This is a genomic window from Roseovarius sp. SK2 (assembly GCF_028807495.1).
Lineage (GTDB): Bacteria > Pseudomonadota > Alphaproteobacteria > Rhodobacterales > Rhodobacteraceae > Roseovarius > Roseovarius confluentis.
Map to the genome: position 1 here is coordinate 81,887 of NZ_JARAMK010000010.1, position 20,583 is coordinate 102,469.

A 20,583-nucleotide genomic window follows, 5' to 3' on the forward strand; every position below is an offset into this window, starting at 1 on the left:
CGATTACGTCCATTTTGTCGCACACGACTTTCCAATTCCGACATGCTCGGTTCTTGCACCGACAGATGGCGCAGTTTCACGCCCCCAGCGGTGGAAAATCTCCATGCTCACTATCCGCTTGTTGCATATGTTCTCTTAATGTTCCTATAATTCGGGCATGTCCGATGCCTCCGACACCATCGATCCACGTTTGCGCCGTCCGGGCCGGGGGGCGGTCAGCAACGCCGTGGGCCGCTACGAGCGCGAGTCGCGAAGTTTCGAGGACGACGGCTGGAACCTCGCGCCCGAGGAGGCGGCCCTCGGCACCCGCGTCAGCATCGAGCGGCCGCGCAGTATCATCACGTACAATCGCTCGCCTGATCTGCCCTTCGACCGCTCGATCAACCCCTACCGGGGCTGCGAGCATGAAATATGAAGTGCGGGTACTGGTTCTTCGTGTCATGCAGTGTTGCAGAACGCGCATCACACGCTCACGTGTTTCATCTCAATATCGTTACTAATTTTTTTGCCTATAATATCGCTTAAGTAATTGCAATATTGCTGTAAAACTCCATAGTGGTCGCAACTAAGATCAATTCTCTTGTAGCCTCCATGTACACTTTTCACTCAAACCATTCTTCAATAGGCAGTCTCGCTGCAGGGCACCCGTCCATCTGGCGCGGACCCTTGCTACATGAGGCAGCCTGTTATTGGCTGAACGAGGAGGTCGTGCCCAAATCGCCATCGCCGCGAACTTGGGAAAACAACGCTCGGGCCCTGATCACTTGGCTCGAGTGGTGCGAGGCGGTCGATCTTGATTGGCGAGACGCGTCTCGCGATGATGTCGTGGCATATCGGGATGCCTATTCGAACAGCATCTCCCCGCACACTGGAAGGCCCTACGAGGCCGGTACCATCGCAAATCGACTGACCGCGATCTTAGACTTCCTGCTGTTTGCCGCGACGCGGGGCTGGATGACGGAGCCGTCCTTGTCCGACACGCTACGCGTCTCGCGGTCTGGGCTCGCGCCTATAAAGAGGGATCCGCTCGCACACACTCGTAAAGGGAAGGCATCTCGCGATAGAAGCAAGCGGATCATCCCAAAGTATCGTGCTGATAAGGTTCGCGTGCTGACGGAGAATGAGCTATTGGCGCTTCTGGAATGGGCAGGCCCACCTGCCAGCAAACGGAACGTGGATAGCCAGGGGTCGGCGCGAGACCGGCTCATTATCGATCTTGGTTGGGCCGTCGGGCTTCGCCGCTCCGAAAAGATATCGCTGAGTATTTATCCGTTCGAGGCTCTGACACCCGATCCTGAATTGCTTCGACATCACAAGATCAAGGTCGTCGGCAAGGGAAACAAGGTGCGGACGGTCGATGTGCCTGCCTGGCTTGTCATCGACATCCAAGCTTACATCCAGGGTGAACGGAAAAGAGCTCTCAAGCGGCGTGGAAGAAGTGCCCGTGAGGGACAGCTTCTTTTGAACTCCGAGACATCAACGAACCGCGCCGGACACCCGATGGAAGCAAGTGGAATCCGATCAATGATCGAACGAGCATGCATTGGCGCGGGCTTGATCGAGCAGCGCAAATTCGAGAACCCGGAATCCGGCGAAAGAGGCGTCCGCGCGGGTGCACGATTCAGCGACCATCCGCTCCGGCACACCTTCGCAGTGATGACGTGGCATCACAGCTTGGCGGCTGGCTGGAAAGAAGAAGAAACTTGGAAATACATACAGCACCAGCTCGGGCATGAAGATCTGGGCACGACCATGGACACTTATCTCAAGCACGTGAATGTCTGGGCAACTCCAGGAAGGTCCGCGGCGCTCAAGAGTATGCGCTGATGCCGCGCGGCAAGTCTAAGAGAATAGGAGCATCGATTGTAGCACAAGCGCGGGCGCGATCGGAAAAGAGCACACGCGACACTGCGAACGTTACCTCGCTCACGGCCCGCGAACGCCTGCATTCCCGGATCGACCGGTCGCCGGATCCCGAGGCCGGTTCGCCGCGCATCCGGGTGATAATTCCTGGTGGGGCGGAGCCGGAGATCTATGATTTCACACTGTTTCTCCGCCAGCCGGAGATCGCAGAGCTAATTGTCGAGGGCTTTCGCTGCTGGGCACAGCCAGCCGGTTTTCGTGCACGCGATGTGAAATGTGGCGACTTGCGACGTGGTCTTGCGAGCCATCTTGAGAGCTATCCGCCAATGGCTGTGACGCTGGAGACCATCGATGAAGCATTCTGGACTGGTTTCTTGCGGTTTCTCGACGCTCCGAATGCTGACGACCAGCCATGGGCGGTCAAGACGCGTGCGGGGATGCTTGGTGCTGTGAGATTGTGTATCGAAGCCCTTGAGAATAACGCGGCTTGGGGCGAGAGGGCGAAACGCCTGCTTTACCATTCTGGATTTCCATCAAACCCCTGGGCCGGACGCACGATTAAGAATAAGCCGACAGAAGTCATCTTGCCCCATGAGGTTGACCGTATACTCACGGCATGCCTCGCCGATGTCGCTGCCATCCAAAAGCGTCTCGACCGGAATACGAGCATTCTTGAGGTGGGGCAGTGTGAGTTGGACGATGCGCGCGGATGCGACGCCGCGCCGGACTACTCATGCCTAAGCGTCTGCGCGGCGCGAATCCACGAGGCCTTCCCAGACCGTTTGGCGTCCTTAAAGGATCTGAGCCGCCTCGATCGAGATCTTGGGAACGCGGTGAACCGACACGGTATGCGTGCTATTCGAGAGGTTCTCTACAACACTTTCGAAGACCTCGTACCGTTTGTCGTGCTGATCGGGTTCAAAACAATCTTCAATCCCGATCCGCTCCTCTCGCTCGAATGGAACGCGATTGAGACATCTTTCGATGGCTCCACACTCATCTTCCACACTAAGAAAAATAGGTCCAACCGAACGCAAACGAGCACGCACAATGCGTCCGAAATCGCCGGCGATGTCCGCCTGCCGGCGGAAAGCGGAACTCCGCTCGGGCTGCAAGATCTCCTCAACATTCTCAAGCGTCTGACCCTGAACAGCCGTGCAATCCTCGCCAACAAAACCGATGATGATCGACTATTTTTGGGGGCGCCAAAGTGGGGCGGTTCGGTCGCGAAGGCATTCAACCATCGAGGTGGACCTTCGAATGATATCGTATGGAAAAAGGCACTCGGCGGGTTCATCGAGCGGTACGATCTTGCACCGTTCACACTCAATTTGATCCGTGCAACGGGTGCCGACCAGACGCGGCGCTATTTCGGAATCTTTGCGCAACAGGAACGGCAGGGTCACTCAAGCCCGAAAACGACGTGGACCTTCTACACGTCCGACTGGGTGCGAAAGCAGGGCCAGGATCGCATCGGCGAGACGCAGGAACTTTATGCGCGAGCGGCCGAGACGCACGGAAGGATCGACCCGCGTGGTCTCGGTGCAAACGGTCAACAGGCGGCGGCGACGCCGGGCTTCCTCTGCCTCGACCCGTATCACAGTCCACGGCCGGCGCAGGAAAGTGGCAAGCTGTGCGCGGCCTACGGCGAATGCCCTTCGTGTCCGCTTGCCGCGGCCCAGCCCCGCAGTGACGAGGCGGTCGCGCGATATCTCGCCTTGCGCCGAGCAATCTACACCGCCCAGCACGGTCGGGTATCTGCCCTGCAGTGGAAGGAGAAGTGGGTGCCGATACTCCGCGATCTCGAGGCGTTGCTTGAGCAGGTCCCGATGGCCACCATGAACAACGCCCAACGCTACCACGTAACCCTTCCATCTGTAGCATGACTGTGAGGATCGCGGCCCACAACAGCAAAACGCTGACTACTCAGGAGATCCTCGAGGCCACCGCGGCGCGCCCGCTGCATCTCCGGCCACGAGAAGAACTGGCGGACGTATACGTTTCCAGCGAGAGCCGATGGTCGGATCGCCGTTGGGTCTTCAACAACGCCACACCGGGTGCGCGTGCAAACCAAAGCACAATCACGTGGGATCTTGACCTGACGGACGGTACGAACCTCTGCGATCATCAGTACTCCGATCTGCTCGATTGGCTGAAGCGGCTTGTCTGGTCGGCTTACGCAGCGCCCGGGGACGGGGCCGCTGGCCGACTGAAATCGGGGGGGCTTGGCACTATCAGCGCCAGTCTGCGGAGCTTCGTCGTCTGGTGCGTGGAGCATTATGTTATTTGGCCGTCGCAAATAACTCGGGTCGTTGTAGAGGCCTACGTCGACTGCCTTCGGGAGCAGGCGAACGATGAAGGCGAGGAGGAAAGTCTGACCGCTAATGTTGCGCGAAGCCGGTTAAGATCGATCGCTCTCATCTGGCAGCAACGCAACGCACTGGAGCGCGCGGGTGTCGCACCGATGCCGGAGGCACCTTTCGGGCGGAGAGGGCTTCTCTCTGTCGCAAAAGAGATCGGTGCGATCTCAGCTGGCTCCTATCGCCCCGTGCCGAGCGAGGTGGGTCTGCCGATTCTGAACACCAGTATGAAGATGCTCGGAACGCCGGCTGAGGATGTCATTCGCCTGCGCGATCTTTGCGCCGATGCCTATGCCTCCGCGGAGCTGGAAAACGTCAGTCCAGATCGGAGACGCTATATTGGTTTCCGGCGGCAGCGCACTGCCGCCCTGAATTTTTTGTTTTCGGAAGTAGACGGCGCGCCTTGGCATCCACCGCTCAATCGGAACGGGTGGGATCACAGCTTTGTAGACAGCCTTGGCGAGGCTCTGGTGACCTATCTCGACCGATGCGACGACCTGCCGACATACTCCAATCAAAGTCACGAACACATCGACACTCGGAAAATAGTCCTGTCGATGGGTTACCAGGCTGGAACGGAATTCTATGTCACTGCCTGCCCAAAGATGAGCGCAAAGGTCTCTGAAGTGGCGCGCCGCGCCGGACTGAGGTTTTCTCCCATCGGCTCAATGAGCCGAGTTCGTCAGCTGGTTAAAGCCGTCATGTCAGCGGCCCAAACCGTAATACAGGGTACAGTCGGCTTTAGAATCAGCGAGGTCTGCGGCCTCAAGGCTGGAGTCGACGCCGATACGGGCTTGCCATATTGCGTGCGCGTTCGAGACACGTTGACGGGGCTTGCGGAGGTCTTCGTTGTTACAACAGAGCTTTCGAAGACAGAGGAGACGCCGCGCGCCGAGGAATGGACGATCGGATACCGCCCGAAAGGCTCCGACCACATGCCGCCCGCCGTGCAGGCAATCCTCGTTGTCGACCGGCTGCTTGCGCCCTATCGCGAACTTCTTGAAACGGATGACCTTTTCGTCAACTTGGTGTCGAGAAGTGGCCTGCCGAAAACTGCATCAGGTGTTGCGCGCGTTACGGGTGAAACACTCACGTCCGCCATGAGAGACTTCGTGGCCGAGTGGGTTGACCTTTCGGGCCTGCCTGATGAAGCGGCGCGCAAGACGATGGACAGTGAATTAGTGCCTTGGCGTGAAAGCCATGGGCGCATCCTCAAATCCCATCAGTGGCGTAAGAGCTTCGCGCATTTCGCCTACATGGTCGATCCTTCGATGCTACCAGTCTTGCAGGCTCACTTTCATCACGTTTCCATCGCGATGACCGACGGCGGTTACCTGAACCACGTGGTGCAGCTTGGGGACGTGAACGACATCAAGCGCCAGAAGGTGGCAATGTTGGCGCTGGAAATCGCGAGCGGTGGTTCTGAACTCGCTGGCCGCAACGGCGAGGATCTCGAGAAGAAGATCCTTAATGAACTCGGTCCGGAAATCGCGGGATCTTCAACCGAAGATGCTTACCGGACCGCTTTCCTCTATGTTGAAGAAGCTGGCCTACACCGGATGTTTTTTGAGCCCTATGGCATATGCGGTGCGCGCAGTGCTTCTGAAATGGAATGCCACAAAGCGGCTCGAACTGAATCGCTCGCGCGGTGGCGCCCTGATCTTACACCGAACTATTCGACGCGCACTCCCGGCCTTTGTGCCGGCTGCCCTTCTTTTGCAATTGCGCGCTGGCATCTTCCATTCTGGGAAGATCGCTATGTCGAGAGCGTCTTCGCCGTTCGCCAATACGAGGTCCTCAAAATGGATATGACCCACATGGACCGTGCCAACGAACTGATGCATGCGCAGGCCAGGCAAGCCGCTGCTCTATGCTGGAAGCTTGGTGCACACATCGATGCACTCGACAAACGCGTTGAGGAGCAACTCAAGGAACTTCGCGATGGCTCGTAGGCGCACGAAAGACAGAGATATCATCGAACAGGACTTCCTCGATGCCCTCGAACGCTTGGAAGCTGGTCGTCCGCAAAGTCCCGAACTTCGAGCACGGCTCAATAAGGGTAAATCGGTCAAGGTCAACATATCGAACGTCGCAAAAGAAGCCGGCCGTTCCCGGGTTTTGATTGGACAGGAGGATTGTCGATACCCGGGCGTGCGGAACCGGGTTCTGGCCGCAGCTGGTCAAGAAGGCCACGAGCCAGGAAACCTCGCAGATGTCATTAGGTATCTTCGCGCGGAGGTGGCTGAGTTGCGCGCCGAGCTAAAAGAAGTGAAGACCCACGCCGCTTGGCATTTGGCTGAGCGGCTGAAAGCAGAGAAAAAGGCAAAGCGATACAAGAGTGCGCTCGATCGTCGACGCTCGGGTTCCGGCCTCAATGGGAAGGTCGTTCCGTTCGACGGAGACGAGGAGTAGCTGGAGAGGTGACGCTACGCCGGCGAACGGAACTTGTGGTCCGATGGAGACAAACATGGAACGAAAAAGCAACCGTACCACCGCTCGCGAAGCCGCCGCCCGCTTGCGCTCCTTGATAGAAGAGAGCGAGGGGCAGGGAAGAATGCTACCGGTCAAGAAGGGCGCATTATGGCATGCTGAGATTAAGCGCCAGGCAGGGCTGACCAACGGCCAGATCGATGGCAATTCTGCAATCCGAGAGATGCTTGTCGAGCATGCGAACAAACATGGCATCGCATTCAGCCGGCGTGGTCTTGTGGCACCTGAGGAGGACGCTGCGATGCCCCCGGACGATCACTGTGAACTGGTGCCGGCTGCTCGCTTACGCGAGGCCCAGCTTCGTCTCGCTCAAATGGAACGCAAGGCTGCTGAATTAAGGGCGGAAAACGCTTCTCTGCGCGCAGAAATACAGCGAAACAGCGAGGTGGTTGAACTGATCGCTCTGGGCGGTCGGATAACTTCGGGACCAAAATGACGCACTATCGTGCGCCCAAGCCACAGGGGCTGCCGTCCAAGACTCCGCTACTTGCCGCTTACCTCAGGCGCGAACGTGCATTTCGTGGGATCGGGAAAGAACGCGCCAGGGCGCTCGCTGACGCTTTCGGTGATGACTTGCAGGCGGCGCTGCTTGCGATTGATGACCGAGTAATCGAGATCATCGGCGAGGAGCCAGCGATCGCAGCCGCGGCGGCGATGGAACTACGCGTACCGGAAACGGGCTTCTTATCCTGGTTGGACGAGATAGGCGCGAATATCGACCCTCAGAAAGCTATCCGTGTGGCCCGCGCTTGGGGGCCGCAGGGAATCGAGGTTGTCAAGGCCAACCCCTACCTTCTCCTCGCCGTTAGCGACTTCAATACCGTCGATACGATCGCTTGGTCGGTGGGCATCGGCAGGAAGGACCTCCGGCGCGATATCGCAGCGCTTGAGGCCGCCTTGACGGGCAAAAGTTGTCTTGGTCAGGGATCGACCCGGATGACCTTGGGAGACGCTCAGAGAGCGGCGGCGAGGCTTCTGGAACGCTCGGTTGCAAAGACGGCAATCGACGTCGCGGTGTCAACTGGCGCCGCTGTCCAACTTGCTCACGACCTCCAGCCCCCGGGGACGGCCTACATGGAGGCCGAATGCGCCCTGAAACTAATGAGGCTGGCGCCGGAACCGCCCGTGAAGGGGATTACGCCTGTGGGACGCCTCGATGGGTTGGTCGATGCTTACGAGGCTTCCCAACCTTTCCGTTTGACCGAGGCGCAGCGAGAGGCCGTGAGGATGGCGCACCGGCACCGCCTGCTGTTGCTTGCCGGTTACGCGGGTAGCGGCAAGACGACTGTTCTGCGCGGTGTCTGCGAAACCCTTGAAGCGACGGGCCGTAAGCCCCTGCTTGTGACCCTGTCTGGCCGGGCTGCCAAGCGCGCTGCGGAAGCGACTGGACGGCGAGCGATCACTGTCGCCCGCTTCCTGGTTGAACAGGAAAAATCCAATATGGCTCTGGGTCCGGATACTGTCGTGATCGCTGACGAGGCTTCCATGCTGGGTCTCGTAGAGATCTGGCGGATCCTGCGACGGCTTGGTGAAGCATCTTTGATGCTTTGCGGTGACCCTGCTCAATTACCGCCAGTTTCACCAGGAATTGTTTTCCACCAACTGGCGGGCGATCATGATATCCGAAAGGTAATCCTCGATCGGGTGCATCGTCAGGACGAAAAGACGGGGATTCCGGTCTTAGCCGAAGGCATCCGGAACGGTCGGATCCCAAAGCTGCGCGCCTTCACCGAGGCCGAGCCGGGAATTACGTTTTTGCACAGCGACAGAAATACTCTCGCTGAGAATATCCTATGGATTGGATCAATCCTGAAGCGTGCAGGGGTTGATCGTGATAATGTGCAGATCATCGCGCCTACCAACCACGAGATCGACAGGATCAACCGGTTCTTTCATACTAAACGCCTCGCTCAGAACCCGGCACTCTGGCCAGGTCAAGGGCATATAGCCGAGGGAGAGCCGGTGATCTGGACGGACAAAAACGATGTAGATCGGGGCCTCACCAACGGCTCGCTCGGACGCGTCAAGAAAATCATGGCGGATGGTGTTTTGGCGGAGCTGGATGGGGATGAGCACTTTCTCCAGATCGCCGACGGCGCGAACCTTCAACTCGCATACGCCATCAGCGTGCATAAGGCGCAGGGAAGCCAATGGGACAAAGTTATCGTCCCAGTATTCCGCAGTAAAGTCGTGGATCGTTCGCTTATATATACAGCACTCACACGAGCTCGAGACCAGGTCCTCTTTCTTGGGGACTGGGAGGCCATCACCGTCGCGGTGAGCCGCCCCCCTTCCGCTGAGCGCCGCTCCTGCGGTTTTCCAGATTGGTTGACCTTGGCGCGGCGCCAAATTGGCAGGCTGCCAAGGTTGAGTAACGAATGATAAGTGCTATAAATTTTTTCGAGAATGCCTTGAACGGCGAAAACCCGCTTACCAAGTTGGTAGTGCCCGCGGGAATTGGCTCACGGGTTTGGCCGTTGAACTTGTCAACTTCAGTATGGTGACCTGGGAACACGATGCCGAACAGCATCGCTGCGACCAGAGCCAGACTAAACGAGACACTGAGCATCGCTCGGACCTCCACGGTTACATTATACCACCTCGCGTTTCGAGACCCGTGTCTGCGAGGCGTTCGGAAGTGAGACGCTGAACGTATCCGCTGGCAGAAGGTGGCGTGCGTTCGGGGGACGTCCGGCCTAAGAACCGGAGCCCAGGGTCAGGGCCAGTCCTCCGAACTCTGCGACAAGGAGGTTTAATGTCGCTCGATTGGTTTAAGCCCAGAAGTTACCGCCATTTCGATCTGCCCGTAGGCGAAAAGTTTGCCAGAAAGGTAGTGGACACGAACTTCGTGCTACGGCACTCGTTCCTACCGCTCCTGCACTACACGAAGTCCGAGAAGCGCTATAAGCGATGCGCGAAAACGGGGAAGCGGACGATCGCCTCCAAGGACCGCCCAATCGAGTATGCATCGCACAGGGACGCCTGCATCCTTTCGTTCTATGCGAGCGAGATGAACAAGCTTCTGGATACGCACTATGAGGCCACGGGGCTCTCCGATGACGTCTTGGCCTATCGTGCGCTCGGACGCGCCAACTACGATTTCTCGGCGGAAGTGTTTGCCTTTGCGAAGAAACGTGCCCCCGTAACGGTATTGGCATTCGACGTCAGCAGTTTCTTCGCCAATCTTGACCACAAGCTACTGAAGCGCAGACTAAAAGCCTTGCTGGGCGTGACGTCGCTTCCCGAGCATTGGATGCGCGTTTTTCGGGCGATTACATCCTTCCATTACGTCGATATGGGGGAGCTGAAGGCAAGCGCCATTTTCGCAGCTCGGCTCAAGGAGAACAACAGGGACCGAATTGCAAGCGTCGAGGAATTGAAGGCCAACGGTATCAAATTCCACCCGAACCCGGAAATCGTAAGGGGTCATAGACGCGGCATCCCTCAGGGCACCCCCATCAGCGCGGCAGCTTCGAATCTATACATGATAGATTTTGACGCCGCGGCACATGCCTACTGCGACAGCATTGGTGCGCTCTATCGCCGATATTCAGACGATATATTGGTGATTTGCGAACCCACCCATGCGAAAACGGCCGAGACGACAATTATGGATCTCATCAAGGCGGAGAAGCTGGAGATCTCGACACACAAGACCGAACGGACCGTGTTCACAGGTACTGGCGCTGTAAGGGGGGAAAAGGCGGCGCAATACCTCGGTTTCACCCTACACGGAGCTGGGCCTGCCATTCGCGGAAGCTCTCTTGCACGCCAATGGCGGAAGATGCGAAAGGCGATGCGGCGGACCCGCAAGATTGCGGAGCGAAACATCGCTTCAGGAAAATCAACCAAGGCTCATACCAAGCGTCTTTATCGTCGCTTCACGCATCTCAAGGTGCGAGACGAGAACGGTGTCCGGACCGTTCGAAATTTCTCATCCTACGGACGGCGCAGTGCGGCTGCCTTCGAGGGTGATGAGAAAATCACTCGGCAGATCAAGCGATTTGAACGCGCGGTTCTACGTGAGATCGAAAAGATCAAGAATCTGTAATTCGACGCAATGTAAAATGTCTTGATCTCACGGCCTTTCCAGGTCGAGGGTGATCAGTTTCAACCTGCGGACAATTTCTTAACGATTTTTTGGCTTTTGGGGTCGTATCTAAGCTGATGCAGAGTGCCGTTCCTGATCGCCGCCACCGCCTGGCTGACGTGATCCGGCAAGACATAGAACCACTCGCGCGGGTAAATGCGCTTGTTGAACCGATCCCTGATCCAGAGATCCCTCGGCCGGGCCGTATCGAAGAAGCGATGTAAAAGGTCCTCGACCTTGCGCCTTGAGAGGTTCTTCAGTTCGTAGGTGGCCACGATGTCGACGGGGGCGAGCAGGAAGGTCGGATCGTTCCGGGCGTCCGCGACCCGGCGGTGCACGTCCTGGGTGGTGACCCCGATCTTGAGAAGGATGTCGCGCACCTCGGCAATGGTCGGTTGGTCGGAGCGGCTGCGCGCCACGTAGATCGTGCCGGTGAGGTCGAGCTGGTCGGCTTCCCAGTCCGGATCGAGTGGGCCAATGCCGGGGCGATGGATGACCCTGGCGGTCGGGTCTGACGCGAGTGCCTTCCGGAACGAAGAGATCAGCGGGTCGCTCTCGGTGCCGTTCGAAAAGATGACGCGGAGGCGATGATCTCGCTTGCCGCCGCGCGCGGTCATCTCCGCCTTCTCGGCGATGTAGGCGAGCAAGCCGTTACGGATGAAGTAACCGCCTTCCTGGACGTCGATCACCTCGCGAGAACCGACGGCTGCCGCTTCCCGCAAGCCGGTCTCGAGCTCGGCCTGAAGCTCTTCGAAAGCCGGCTGGAAAACCTCGAAGTCAGGGCAGGGGATGAACTCGGCTCGATGGTCAGGCAGGTGGCGTTCGGACACCGGTGTGACATTCCGGATCCGGGTGAAGGCCTCGGAGACATCGCCATCGTCCTCGTCGAGAATGTCGTCGAGGCTGCCAGGGATCTCGTATTCGAGCGGGTCGTCGCGCCAATCCCTAACTGGAGGTGCCTCTTGCACCGGCGCCATGACGAGGAGCCGGTTGCGGTCGACATCCTCGAAGACCTCGGGGTCGGCGCGTTCTGCAAGGCCGCTCCAGATCGTCCCGAGCCGCATCTCGTCGTGGTCGGCGGCATTCTCGTTCGGCAGCCGGCCGTGCCGGTCGTAGAAATCGTTCACGTCACGGACGAGGCCCGCATCGCGTTCGAGTTCCGGCGGCCGCGTGCCGCGCGATTTAAGGCTGACCTCGAGAAGCCCGAACTCGTCAGGTTCCTCTAATATTTCGTCAAGCGTCGGGCGAGGCATGTGGTCACTCCGCAGCGGCCGAACGCATGCGCTCTGTCTTCTTGGCCCGGATATAGGCAAGGGCCTCGGCCATGCGCTTCTCAAGTGGATCCGCGGCATGCGCGTTGGGCTCGCGGCCCTCGGCCTCGCGGAAGCGCTTGATGCGTGGCCAAAGTGTGCGCGCTTCGTCCTCGGTCATCTGGATACGCTGCGCGACCATGGCGCTCTGGATCTGCTTGAGGAGCGGAGTGTCGAGTGCCTTGGAGGCGACATCGAAACCCTCTCGGAACGGATTGATCCCGTCGATCAGGTCGATGTCGAGGTCGCGGACATTTATGAACTTTTTGACCATGTTGATGAGGTTCATGCCATCCGGTGCGCTCTCATTCTCGTCGTCATCATCGGAGCCATTGGGGTCGGCATCGAGGGTGTCGTCGGCTTTCGCCGCTTCTTTCCGAGCAATGCTCGCGATGTTCATACGGGCGGCAAGATCCTGGCGGATCGCCTCGGTCTCATCCTCGGACAGATCTTCGTAGCTGTTCTCGATGATGTCGGTCAGGACCATCTGGGTGGCGACTTCTGGGGCTACATCGTCGGCGACTGTGCGACGGTCCATGGCTTGGCAAGCCTTCGCCACAAGATCCTGCATGTCGTTCTCGCAGATCGCCTTCGAACGATCCGTGGGTGGCGCCATGAGGCCCTTGATGCCGATATGAACCGTTCCGGTATCGTCGATCTCCACGGGTTCGCGGATGTCGCCGTCCTCGCGCCGGTAGAAGCGGAAGTTGGGCTGGAGTACCTGCTCCATCAGCAGGGCGCCGGAGATCGCCTTCAGCATGTCATTGACCGCGTCTGCCACGACCGTCGTCTCGACGCCGGGCTCGGCGATCAGGTTGGTGAACTGCGCGTGCGCCTTGCCTGTAGCATCCCGCGTGGCGCGGCCGATGATCTGAACGATCTCGGTGAGCGAGGATCGGTAGCCGATGGTGAGCGCGTGCTCGCACCAGGGCCAGTCGAAACCTTCCTTGGCCATTCCGAGCGCGATGATGATGTCGACCTTGTCGCGGTCGGCCGTGTCGTCGCGGCGGCCGTCCGGCCCGGTAATCTCGCGGGTGAGGGCGGCCTTGACACCGCCCCGCTCATCGTTGTCGTTCACCAAATCCGCGACCTTGAGGATCTTCCCATCCGATCTACGACGGACCAGGTCAAAGCCGGTCTCCTCGTCGCGGCCGACGTGTTGGCCGATTGCGTCGGTGATCCGGCCGACCTCGTCATTCTTCTCGCCATAGGCCTCGGCCGAGCCGCGGTGCGGGATGTGTACGATGGTCTTGAGGTCGGTGTCGAGCACGTCCGGTATGGCCGAGATGTATTTACCGCGGTAGAAGCTGTAGCTGATACCCAGCGACTTGAGGTGCTCGTAGCCATCGAGCTGCTCGTAGTAGGAGTAGGTAATCGAGCGGAACTTGGCCTCGTCCTCAGGCCGTAGGACCGGAATGCTGTCGCCGCGGAAGTAGCTGCCGGTCATCGCCACGACATGCGCCTTCTCGCGCACGAGCATCCGGCGCAGGATTTCGCCCAGCCGGTTGTCGTCGCCGGCGCTGACATGGTGGAATTCGTCGATCGCGATCAGGCAGTCATCGAAAGCCTCGGCGCCGGTATCGGCCTCGATGGCATCGTAGGCGAACCGGAAGGTGGCATGGGTGCAGACGATCACCTCGTCGTCGGAGGCCATGAACTCCTGGAAGGCCTTCACCTTTTGCGATTTCGATCCTTCCTCGGCGCCGCTGACACAGAGGTTCCTGCGCGGCTCGACATGCCAGTCGCGGAAGAAGCCATGCGAGGTCAGGTTGGTCGACCGGAACGAGGCGCCGATCGAGGTCTCGGGCACGGCGACGATTACCTTGCGGACACCCTGGTTCTCGAGCTTGTCGAGGCCGAGGAACATGAGCGCCCGGGACTTGCCCGCGGCGGGCGGAGCTTTCAGCAGGATGAACTGCGCACCGCGGGCTTCGTAGACCCGCGCCTGCATGGGCCGCATGCCCATGGCGTTCGTCGTCTTCGATGTGCCCGTGCGCCCGTAGGCGACCTTTACCAGATCGACCATCACGCGGCCTCCTCGTTTTCCCTTGCAACACGAACGGAGTAGAGTTTCATGAGCATATCCCGGCGCGCAGCATCATTCGCGAATGTTTTTCCGGTGTACAGGTTCTCGAGAATTCTGTCGTTCTTCTCGTGTGCAGTCCTTAAATTGTTCGGAAAGCTACCTTCGGAGTAGAGCTCGTCGAGGTTGTGAGGGTAATTTTCGTATCGGGCTTTGAGAATTTGGCGCCCCGCCGCCGCCAGCTCTTCTCTATCGCCATCGGTCATTCCGGGAAGGGGAAAGGTGTTATATACGAGGGTGCCGGAATACCTGAAACCGTTTCCTATCCGACCGCCGACCGTTGCAAGCCAAACTTGATGCATTCTCGAAGAGAGAATGGCGAGCACCCAGTCTTCTGTAGTGTATACGGCAAATGCTTCCTTGCTTACGACGGTGCCAGCTGGAACTCGCGCGGTGGGCAGATAGGGCCGTTTTGACGACTGAGAATTCGGTATTGCAATGCAGGGAAGATCTTTCACAGTCCCGCGATAAGCGAATCGATGCGGCTGGTCTTGGTAGCGCCGCGCGTCTCGACCTGCATCTTTTCGGTATTCCCGGCACTCTCTTATCCTGGCAGCAATCGGAGGGCAGGCTTGTGCTCTCTCCACGGCGTTGTCATCGACCCAAACGCAGAATCGTTCTTTCCCGCCAAGGATCTCGTCGCCACCAAGATATGGCCGGATGAACTCCTCAGCTTCCGGGTGTGAATTCACGATGCGGTTCTTTTCCTCGGGAGAGACAACCAACCGCTTACCGTCGACAGGATTCGAACCCATGACGATTTCTGGAAGCCTCCACAGTGGAGTAGATCGAGCCGAGACATAGGTCTCAGCGCCGAGAAACAGATAAGGGCTGATGGTGGGGCCAGTTCCAACCCATCCTTGGTCAAACAACCTGACCGGTTTGCGGGGCCGATTGCGCAAACCGACTATGACTACCCATACCCCAGCGTTGTCGGCTGCGGAATTGCGCCATTGGAACGGCATATGGGCAAAGCTGATCGAGAGACCAGCGTTGAAAAGCCTGCTCCAAAGGGGGGCTACTTGTTCTCCTTGGCAGATCGAACTTGTCGCCACAAACGCGAATGCGCTCGGAGAATATCCCTGAGCCTTAAAGAACCAAGCTGTGACGTAATCCAGCAAAAGGACGTCCTCGAGGCCGCAGTAGCGCATATCGTCCGTCTGCCAAGCCTCGCGCTTCTTGCCGCCAAGATACGGTGGATTCCCTGCGATGTAGACCTCGTCGCCGTCCTTTTTCGGGCAGAATGAGGACCAGTTTACTCTGAGGGCGTTGCCGCACAGAACATTAGCGCCACCTTTCAGCGGCAGCGCGGCCGGCTTGCGCCCGAAGGCTTCGCCGAACATGGCGTTCGCCTGATACTCGGCGATGAACATGGCAAGCTTCGCTGTTTCGGCCGAGAAGTCAGTTATCTCGATGCCGTAGAAGTTTGTGATCGGGATTTGCGACCACATCTGGATCTGGGTCTGTCCTTCGATCGCGTCGAGACGCCGCAGGATGCGGATTTCGCGGGCGCGCAGCTCTCGGTAGGCGACGACCAGAAAGTTGCCGCTGCCACAGGCCGGGTCGAACACCCGTATCGCCGACATCCGATCCAGCACTTTGCGCAGCCCGTTCGGCCGATCCCACGCCTTGTCGATCTCGGCGTCGAGCTCGTCGAGGAAAAGGGGCCCCAGCACCTTCTTGATGTTGGGCACGCTGGTGTAATGCATGCCGAGCTCGGCACGCGCCTTCGGGTCGGCGACCGACTGAATCATCGAGCCGAAGATGTCCGGGTTGATCTCCTTCCAATCGAGGTCGCAGGCCTCGCGCAGGTAGCGGAACGCGATCACGTCGAAGCGCGGCGCGTCGATCGTGCCCGCGAATAGGCCGCCGTTGACGTATTCGAGGTCGTGGCTCCAGGCCGGCAGGTCAGCCCGTTTGTTCTTTGGCAGGTTCATCGCCTGGAAGGCGGAGATCAGGACGACGTGGGCCTCTTCGCCCTTGTCGCCGGCATGGGTGAAGATCGCGCGGGAGAACTGGTTCTCCGGGAAGATGCCGACATCCTCGGCGAACATGCAGAAGATCAGCCGCGTCATGAACTGGTTCATGTCGTGGCGCCGGGCATCGGTCGCCCAGTCGGGGTTGGCCTTCACAAGCGCGTCGTAAAGCTTCGCGAGCTTGCCCGTGGCCTTGACGTCGACCGGGTTCTCTTCAGCCGGGCGATATCGGTCCTTGCCGGCGGCCGGGAGGAAGAAGCCGAAATGGTCGCCGATCTCCGAGAAGGCGCAGTGCAGCCGCTCGCCGCTCTTCCAATGCTCGGCTGCGACGGTCTCCCCGTCGGTGGCGATCAGGATCGCCGGCTTGTGCTTCGCGGTCCGCTTGCTGCCCTTCAGCGCATCGAGCGTGGCTTCAACCCCAAGCGCGTCGGCCGGGGCATAATGGAACTTGAGGTTCATCAAGACACCGCCCTCGATGTCCGACCTGTTCAGAGACCCACCACGCAGCTTGGAAACCGTCGCTTGGGCATTGTCAGTCGCCTCCGCGAAAGAGAACCCGAATTCCGCCGGATCGAAGGGGGCCTTGGAAAAGGCCTCCAAGGCCTCGAAGATGTCTGTCGGGTTCATGAGTTCACTCGGTAAATCTCTTTAGATTTGAATATTGCTCGCGTCAGAACGTATCTCAATGGCAGTTTCACTTAAACGCCTCTTGACGGTTTTTCACCGATCGGTAGCTCGCTGGAGTATGGCCGTGCACAACCGCCTTGAAGACCAATCTTTCCCAGCCATTCTCTCATTTTAGGAACCGGTACCTGATGGCAGCCCGGTATCTCGAGTAACCGGCAAGATTTGCGGCAAGCCCCCTACCGGATATGTTGTCACCGTTAACGGGTCGATGTTGCTTCGTGGACAATTCCAGCTGAGCGCGATCACGACAATCGAAGGTTTCTGCTCTGAAGCGGTATCATGATGCGTCGCCATAGTGATGACTCGACATTTGAGTGGCGAAATGCCACCTTTTGGCTCAGGAGTTGCGAAATGGCCAAGTTCGTGGAATTCACCGATGTTGTGTTCATTGATGATGCCCGCGCTGTTTCCGTGGTCCAGAGACGGTCGCTTGCCGAACAGATCATGCATTGGGCGCGCATCGGTCGTGCCATCGAGAGATCCGGCAGGTTTGAGCATAACAAGATTTCGCGTGCACTTGCCGGCGATCTTGAAACGGGCACCCTGACCGCTGAAGAAAAGGCGGTTTGGTCAGAGGCATTCCTTGAGAAGATGTCGAACCCCGGCTTTGAGGAAAAGACTTTCTTCGCCGATTTGCGTACGAGCGGCGCTGCGGCAGGCCTTGATGCTGCCGGTAGGATCGTCCGAGCAGACGAACAGTCCGACGGATGAGCCTGACAATGGTCCTGCTGTTGCCGATCCTAATAGAGCCGGCAATTCGAATCATTACCAGGCTCGCGAGGCACCGGCATTCGCCGACAACTTTAATTGATGAGCGGTCGAAAAATACTGCCATACTGGCATAGTCAAGCAGATCGCGGTATTATTTGAGACTAACAGAGGATCAACGAATTGACCAAAATCATACAGACATTTCCGATACCTTCGAACTGGAAGCCCTCTGGCGATAAGGACGGCGGCAGGAAGAAATAGGGGGTTCCCGACCAAGCAAGCCCCTTACCAGAAGTGTTGATGATCTCGACCATGTCAGGCGCGATCACAAAAAAGGGCGATCGTCCGCTTCGAGCCCAAAGTTACTATTTGATTGCGCTGGTGTAGGCGCGCAGATATTTTTTCGCGATGCGCATATTTTTTCGTGTCGCGGAAGGTCATGCATCCCAGATTTCATTGAATTATAAGTGGCGAGGGTGATATTTACTTTTCGGCAGTTATTTGGGGTTCGGCTGCTCTTGGCCGGATCTGATCGGGCATCTTCGTTTCCGTTGTCACTTGTCGATTGCTGAATTCTGCCATTGCCCATTAGTAACCGCTAACTCTCACTTCCCGGAGCTTGTGCCTGACCTGCAAAATTCATTTGTTCAGAAGCTTGTCGAGTACGTTGTGGTCAATCGGCGCCGGCCGCACATGAAGGCGGTGGCTTGTGCCCGAGAATTCTACTGCCGCAACTTGTGCAAGCGACATTGCACCAACGTCTATGTTGATACGGCGATGACTTTCGACGAACTCGAGCAGATTTTCTGCCTCTTGGCGGTTCTTCACCGCTCGGTTGGTAGCGGGGGTATGGCCGTGGACAACCAAGTTAAAGCCCAGCTGTTTCCAGCCATTCTCCCATTTGAGGAACCGGTACCGGATGCAAGACCAATGGTTGTACATGTAGCTGGCTGCTTTGAAACGATCTCGCTCCAGGAATTCTGTCGCGACCGAATTGGGATCCACGCCAGCATGCACAAAAAGCACACCATTACGGACCAGATGCGTTGGACCTCTGAAAATAGCATCGCGAAATGTGTCGGGCACCGCATCACGTAGTAACCGGAACGAGTCCCTCGAATAAGGGGTCGTAGAGGCTTCGGTCAATGTTTCATGACCACCCATTGCAAACCAAGTTGCAAGTTCATCTCTCGTGGCTTTTCCAGAAAGGCATTTCGCCATCACCAATTCGTGGTTTCCTGGAAGCCAATTACAGTCGTCGAAGCGTGACGCCGCATCTACTGCGAGTTTTATTGATCGAAGAGAGCTCGGACCGCGATCAATGAGATCGCCTGTGAATATGAGTTCGCGCTTGCTATACGTGCGTGGCAAAGCATGGATGTGATCGAGCAATTCCGACAATGCGTCTGCCTGTCCATGGACATCACCGATAGCGAAGGTTTGAGTCGAAAAGTCCGGGCCAAGGTTCGACTTCCAGTCTGTGGTAATCATGATCTTATGGTGGCATGACGTTGTTGCCATTGCATCAAGTGTTTGCGGGCACATAGTGTGCAGCATGAGATGAACTTGGACTCGAAGCAGTCATGCGGCGGCGCGGCGGGCCTTCCGCGTCAGCTCGACTCCGCTTGTGCCGTTCCCGGCCCAAACCCGACCTTCGCGGACTTTGCGGCGAAGGTCCGCAAGTAGCCCTGTGTCCTTCGGATCGACCATTCGATGTCTATTCGCCGCATCTGTGAAACACGAATAACGATGCAAGGCTTTGCTCCGCACATACACCTGAGATCTGGAAAAGCTCGGGCTTAGGTGCGATAGGAAGAACATGGCTACCTTGTCGCCCGAGGGGCTTTGACATGGCAACGCACCGCTGCGCTTAGACGGAGCGATGCCAACAGCAACGAAACATTTTTTGGTCTATCGGAATGCGTTCCAAAATGAAAAAGCTTGGTATCCGGCAACGGCGCGAAATGCGTAGCGTCACAGGCTTATCAAGTGACACCGAAGACGTGCTGAAACACGGAGCCGTCAAAATGCCTGCAGTCGAGCAAGATTGACCCGATCAAAAAAACTGGTAACGATTTCGAATGTCGTCTGCTCTGAGGATTGCTATTGGGCCTTTCGGGCGGGTCGCTCTGCTTGATATGGACCGGCCTCTGGTTAAGCACGCCCATGCGCAATGCCACGTCCTTCTGAAGGTCGAAGGTGTCGATACCGAGTTCGATGTGGGTGGGCGCCGCGTGATGTTGACCGACGAAAGCGCGGTTCTAATCAATGCGTGGGAGCATCACAGCTACGTCCACCGCACGGATCAACCGCCAACCATCATCCTCGCAATGTATATAGAACCGAGTTGGCTTGGCGCGTTTCGCGGCAATTGGGAGGCGAGCGCCGGACCGGACTTTTTTCCGCAGCCAGGCGGTGCCATCTCGCCGCAAATCCGGAGGCAGGTCGGTGAGACAGCAGAGGCGATGGTACGGGCGCCCGGTGACGCCGCAACGCATGAGCGGCTGATCGGGCGGCTGATGATCTCCATTATCGAGCGGCTGGCCCCCTGGCGCGATGTGCAACCTTCGCTTCGGGCACAGGCCAAAGCGACGCGCATGCCCGACCGACGGATCGCACGGGCCTTGGTCCTTCTCCGCGAGGATCCGGCCAGCGTCGTCTCGATGGATTGGCTCGCCCGCGAATGCGGCCTGTCGCGTGCGCATTTCTTCCGGCTGTTCGAGGCGAATACAGGAATCTCGCCCCGGGTCTACCTGAACACCCAGCGGGTGGAGCGTGCGGTGCAGGCCGTGGCCAAGGAAACACGCAGTTTCTCGGCCATCTCCAACGATCTTGGCTTCTCTGTCCCGGCGCATTTTTCGCGATTCTTCCACGACCATGCCGGCTCCTCGCCCAGCGTCTTCCGCAATGTCTCGACCCTGCGCGATACCATCTGATCCCGCTTTTTGAGACTCCTTGGTAAGGTCTGAGACCTGGCGGGATCGCAAGACCAGCAGACCTGCGTCTAACGTCC

14 protein-coding genes are annotated in these 20,583 nt (G+C 58.1%); 10 read left to right on the forward strand and 4 right to left on the reverse strand.

The features are described 5' to 3' along the window. The first annotated feature begins 157 nt into the window (after nt 1–157). From PVV74_RS17510 to PVV74_RS17545, 8 genes are all read left to right on the forward strand, one after another. Nucleotides 158–415 (forward strand): hypothetical protein, encoded by a 258-nt coding sequence (locus tag PVV74_RS17510; protein WP_274594126.1) that lies wholly within the window; start codon nt 158–160, stop codon nt 413–415. Between the two features lie 539 nt (nt 416–954). Next, nucleotides 955–1,827, forward strand: coding sequence for a tyrosine-type recombinase/integrase (locus PVV74_RS17515; RefSeq protein ID WP_274594206.1), 873 nt, complete (start codon nt 955–957; stop codon nt 1,825–1,827). Continuing rightward, nucleotides 1,827–3,749 carry a hypothetical protein gene (locus PVV74_RS17520; protein ID WP_274594127.1) on the forward strand — a complete coding sequence of 641 codons (1,923 nt, stop codon included), beginning with the start codon at nt 1,827–1,829 and terminating at the stop codon, nt 3,747–3,749. Before PVV74_RS17515 ends, PVV74_RS17520 begins: the two co-directional genes overlap by 1 nt. Continuing rightward, nucleotides 3,746–6,175, forward strand: coding sequence for a hypothetical protein (locus PVV74_RS17525; protein WP_274594128.1), 2,430 nt, complete (start codon nt 3,746–3,748; stop codon nt 6,173–6,175). Before PVV74_RS17520 ends, PVV74_RS17525 begins: the two co-directional genes overlap by 4 nt. Beyond that, on the forward strand, nt 6,165–6,635 hold the full coding sequence (locus tag PVV74_RS17530; protein WP_274594129.1) for a hypothetical protein: 471 nt from the start codon (nt 6,165–6,167) through the stop codon (nt 6,633–6,635). The genes PVV74_RS17525 and PVV74_RS17530 overlap by 11 nt, the downstream gene beginning before the upstream one ends. A gap of 55 nt (nt 6,636–6,690) precedes the next feature. After that, nucleotides 6,691–7,149, forward strand: coding sequence for a hypothetical protein (locus PVV74_RS17535; protein ID WP_274594130.1), 459 nt, complete (start codon nt 6,691–6,693; stop codon nt 7,147–7,149). Then, nucleotides 7,146–9,095: an AAA family ATPase gene (locus tag PVV74_RS17540; protein ID WP_274594131.1), complete on the forward strand. Its 1,950-nt coding sequence runs from the start codon at nt 7,146–7,148 to the stop codon at nt 9,093–9,095. The genes PVV74_RS17535 and PVV74_RS17540 overlap by 4 nt, the downstream gene beginning before the upstream one ends. A 373-nt stretch (nt 9,096–9,468) precedes the next feature. After that, nucleotides 9,469–10,764, forward strand: coding sequence for a reverse transcriptase domain-containing protein (locus tag PVV74_RS17545; protein WP_274594132.1), 1,296 nt, complete (start codon nt 9,469–9,471; stop codon nt 10,762–10,764). A gap of 59 nt (nt 10,765–10,823) precedes the next feature. Here PVV74_RS17545 and PVV74_RS17550 read toward each other — a convergent pair whose 3' ends face one another. From PVV74_RS17550 to PVV74_RS17560, 3 genes are read right to left on the reverse strand one after another with little or no spacing between them, the layout of a single operon-like run. After that, a complete protein-coding gene (locus tag PVV74_RS17550) occupies nt 10,824–12,056 on the reverse strand; it encodes a GIY-YIG nuclease family protein (protein WP_274594133.1) in 1,233 nt (410 codons plus the stop codon). 4 nt (nt 12,057–12,060) lie between these two features. Further along, nucleotides 12,061–14,139, reverse strand: coding sequence for a DEAD/DEAH box helicase (locus PVV74_RS17555; RefSeq protein WP_274594134.1), 2,079 nt, complete (start codon nt 14,137–14,139; stop codon nt 12,061–12,063). Next, nucleotides 14,139–16,799: a class I SAM-dependent DNA methyltransferase gene (locus PVV74_RS17560; RefSeq protein ID WP_274594135.1), complete on the reverse strand. Its 2,661-nt coding sequence runs from the start codon at nt 16,797–16,799 to the stop codon at nt 14,139–14,141. The genes PVV74_RS17555 and PVV74_RS17560 overlap by 1 nt, the downstream gene beginning before the upstream one ends. Before the next feature lie 411 nt (nt 16,800–17,210). Here PVV74_RS17560 and PVV74_RS17565 point away from each other — a divergent pair, with 411 nt between their 5' ends. Continuing rightward, the gene (locus PVV74_RS17565) at nt 17,211–17,570 is read left to right on the forward strand and encodes a TA system antitoxin ParD family protein (protein ID WP_274594136.1); all 360 of its coding nucleotides are present in this window, start codon (nt 17,211–17,213) and stop codon (nt 17,568–17,570) included. 639 nt (nt 17,571–18,209) lie between these two features. Here PVV74_RS17565 and PVV74_RS17570 read toward each other — a convergent pair. After that, nucleotides 18,210–19,061, reverse strand: a complete 852-nt coding sequence (locus tag PVV74_RS17570; RefSeq protein WP_274594137.1) for a metallophosphoesterase — start codon at nt 19,059–19,061, stop codon at nt 18,210–18,212. 647 nt (nt 19,062–19,708) lie between these two features. On the opposite strand from PVV74_RS17570, the gene PVV74_RS17575 reads away from it, so the two are divergent. Continuing rightward, entirely contained in the window at nt 19,709–20,506 is a 798-nt protein-coding gene (locus tag PVV74_RS17575) for a helix-turn-helix domain-containing protein (RefSeq protein WP_274594138.1), read from the forward strand. Nucleotides 20,507–20,583: the final 77 nt, after the last annotated feature.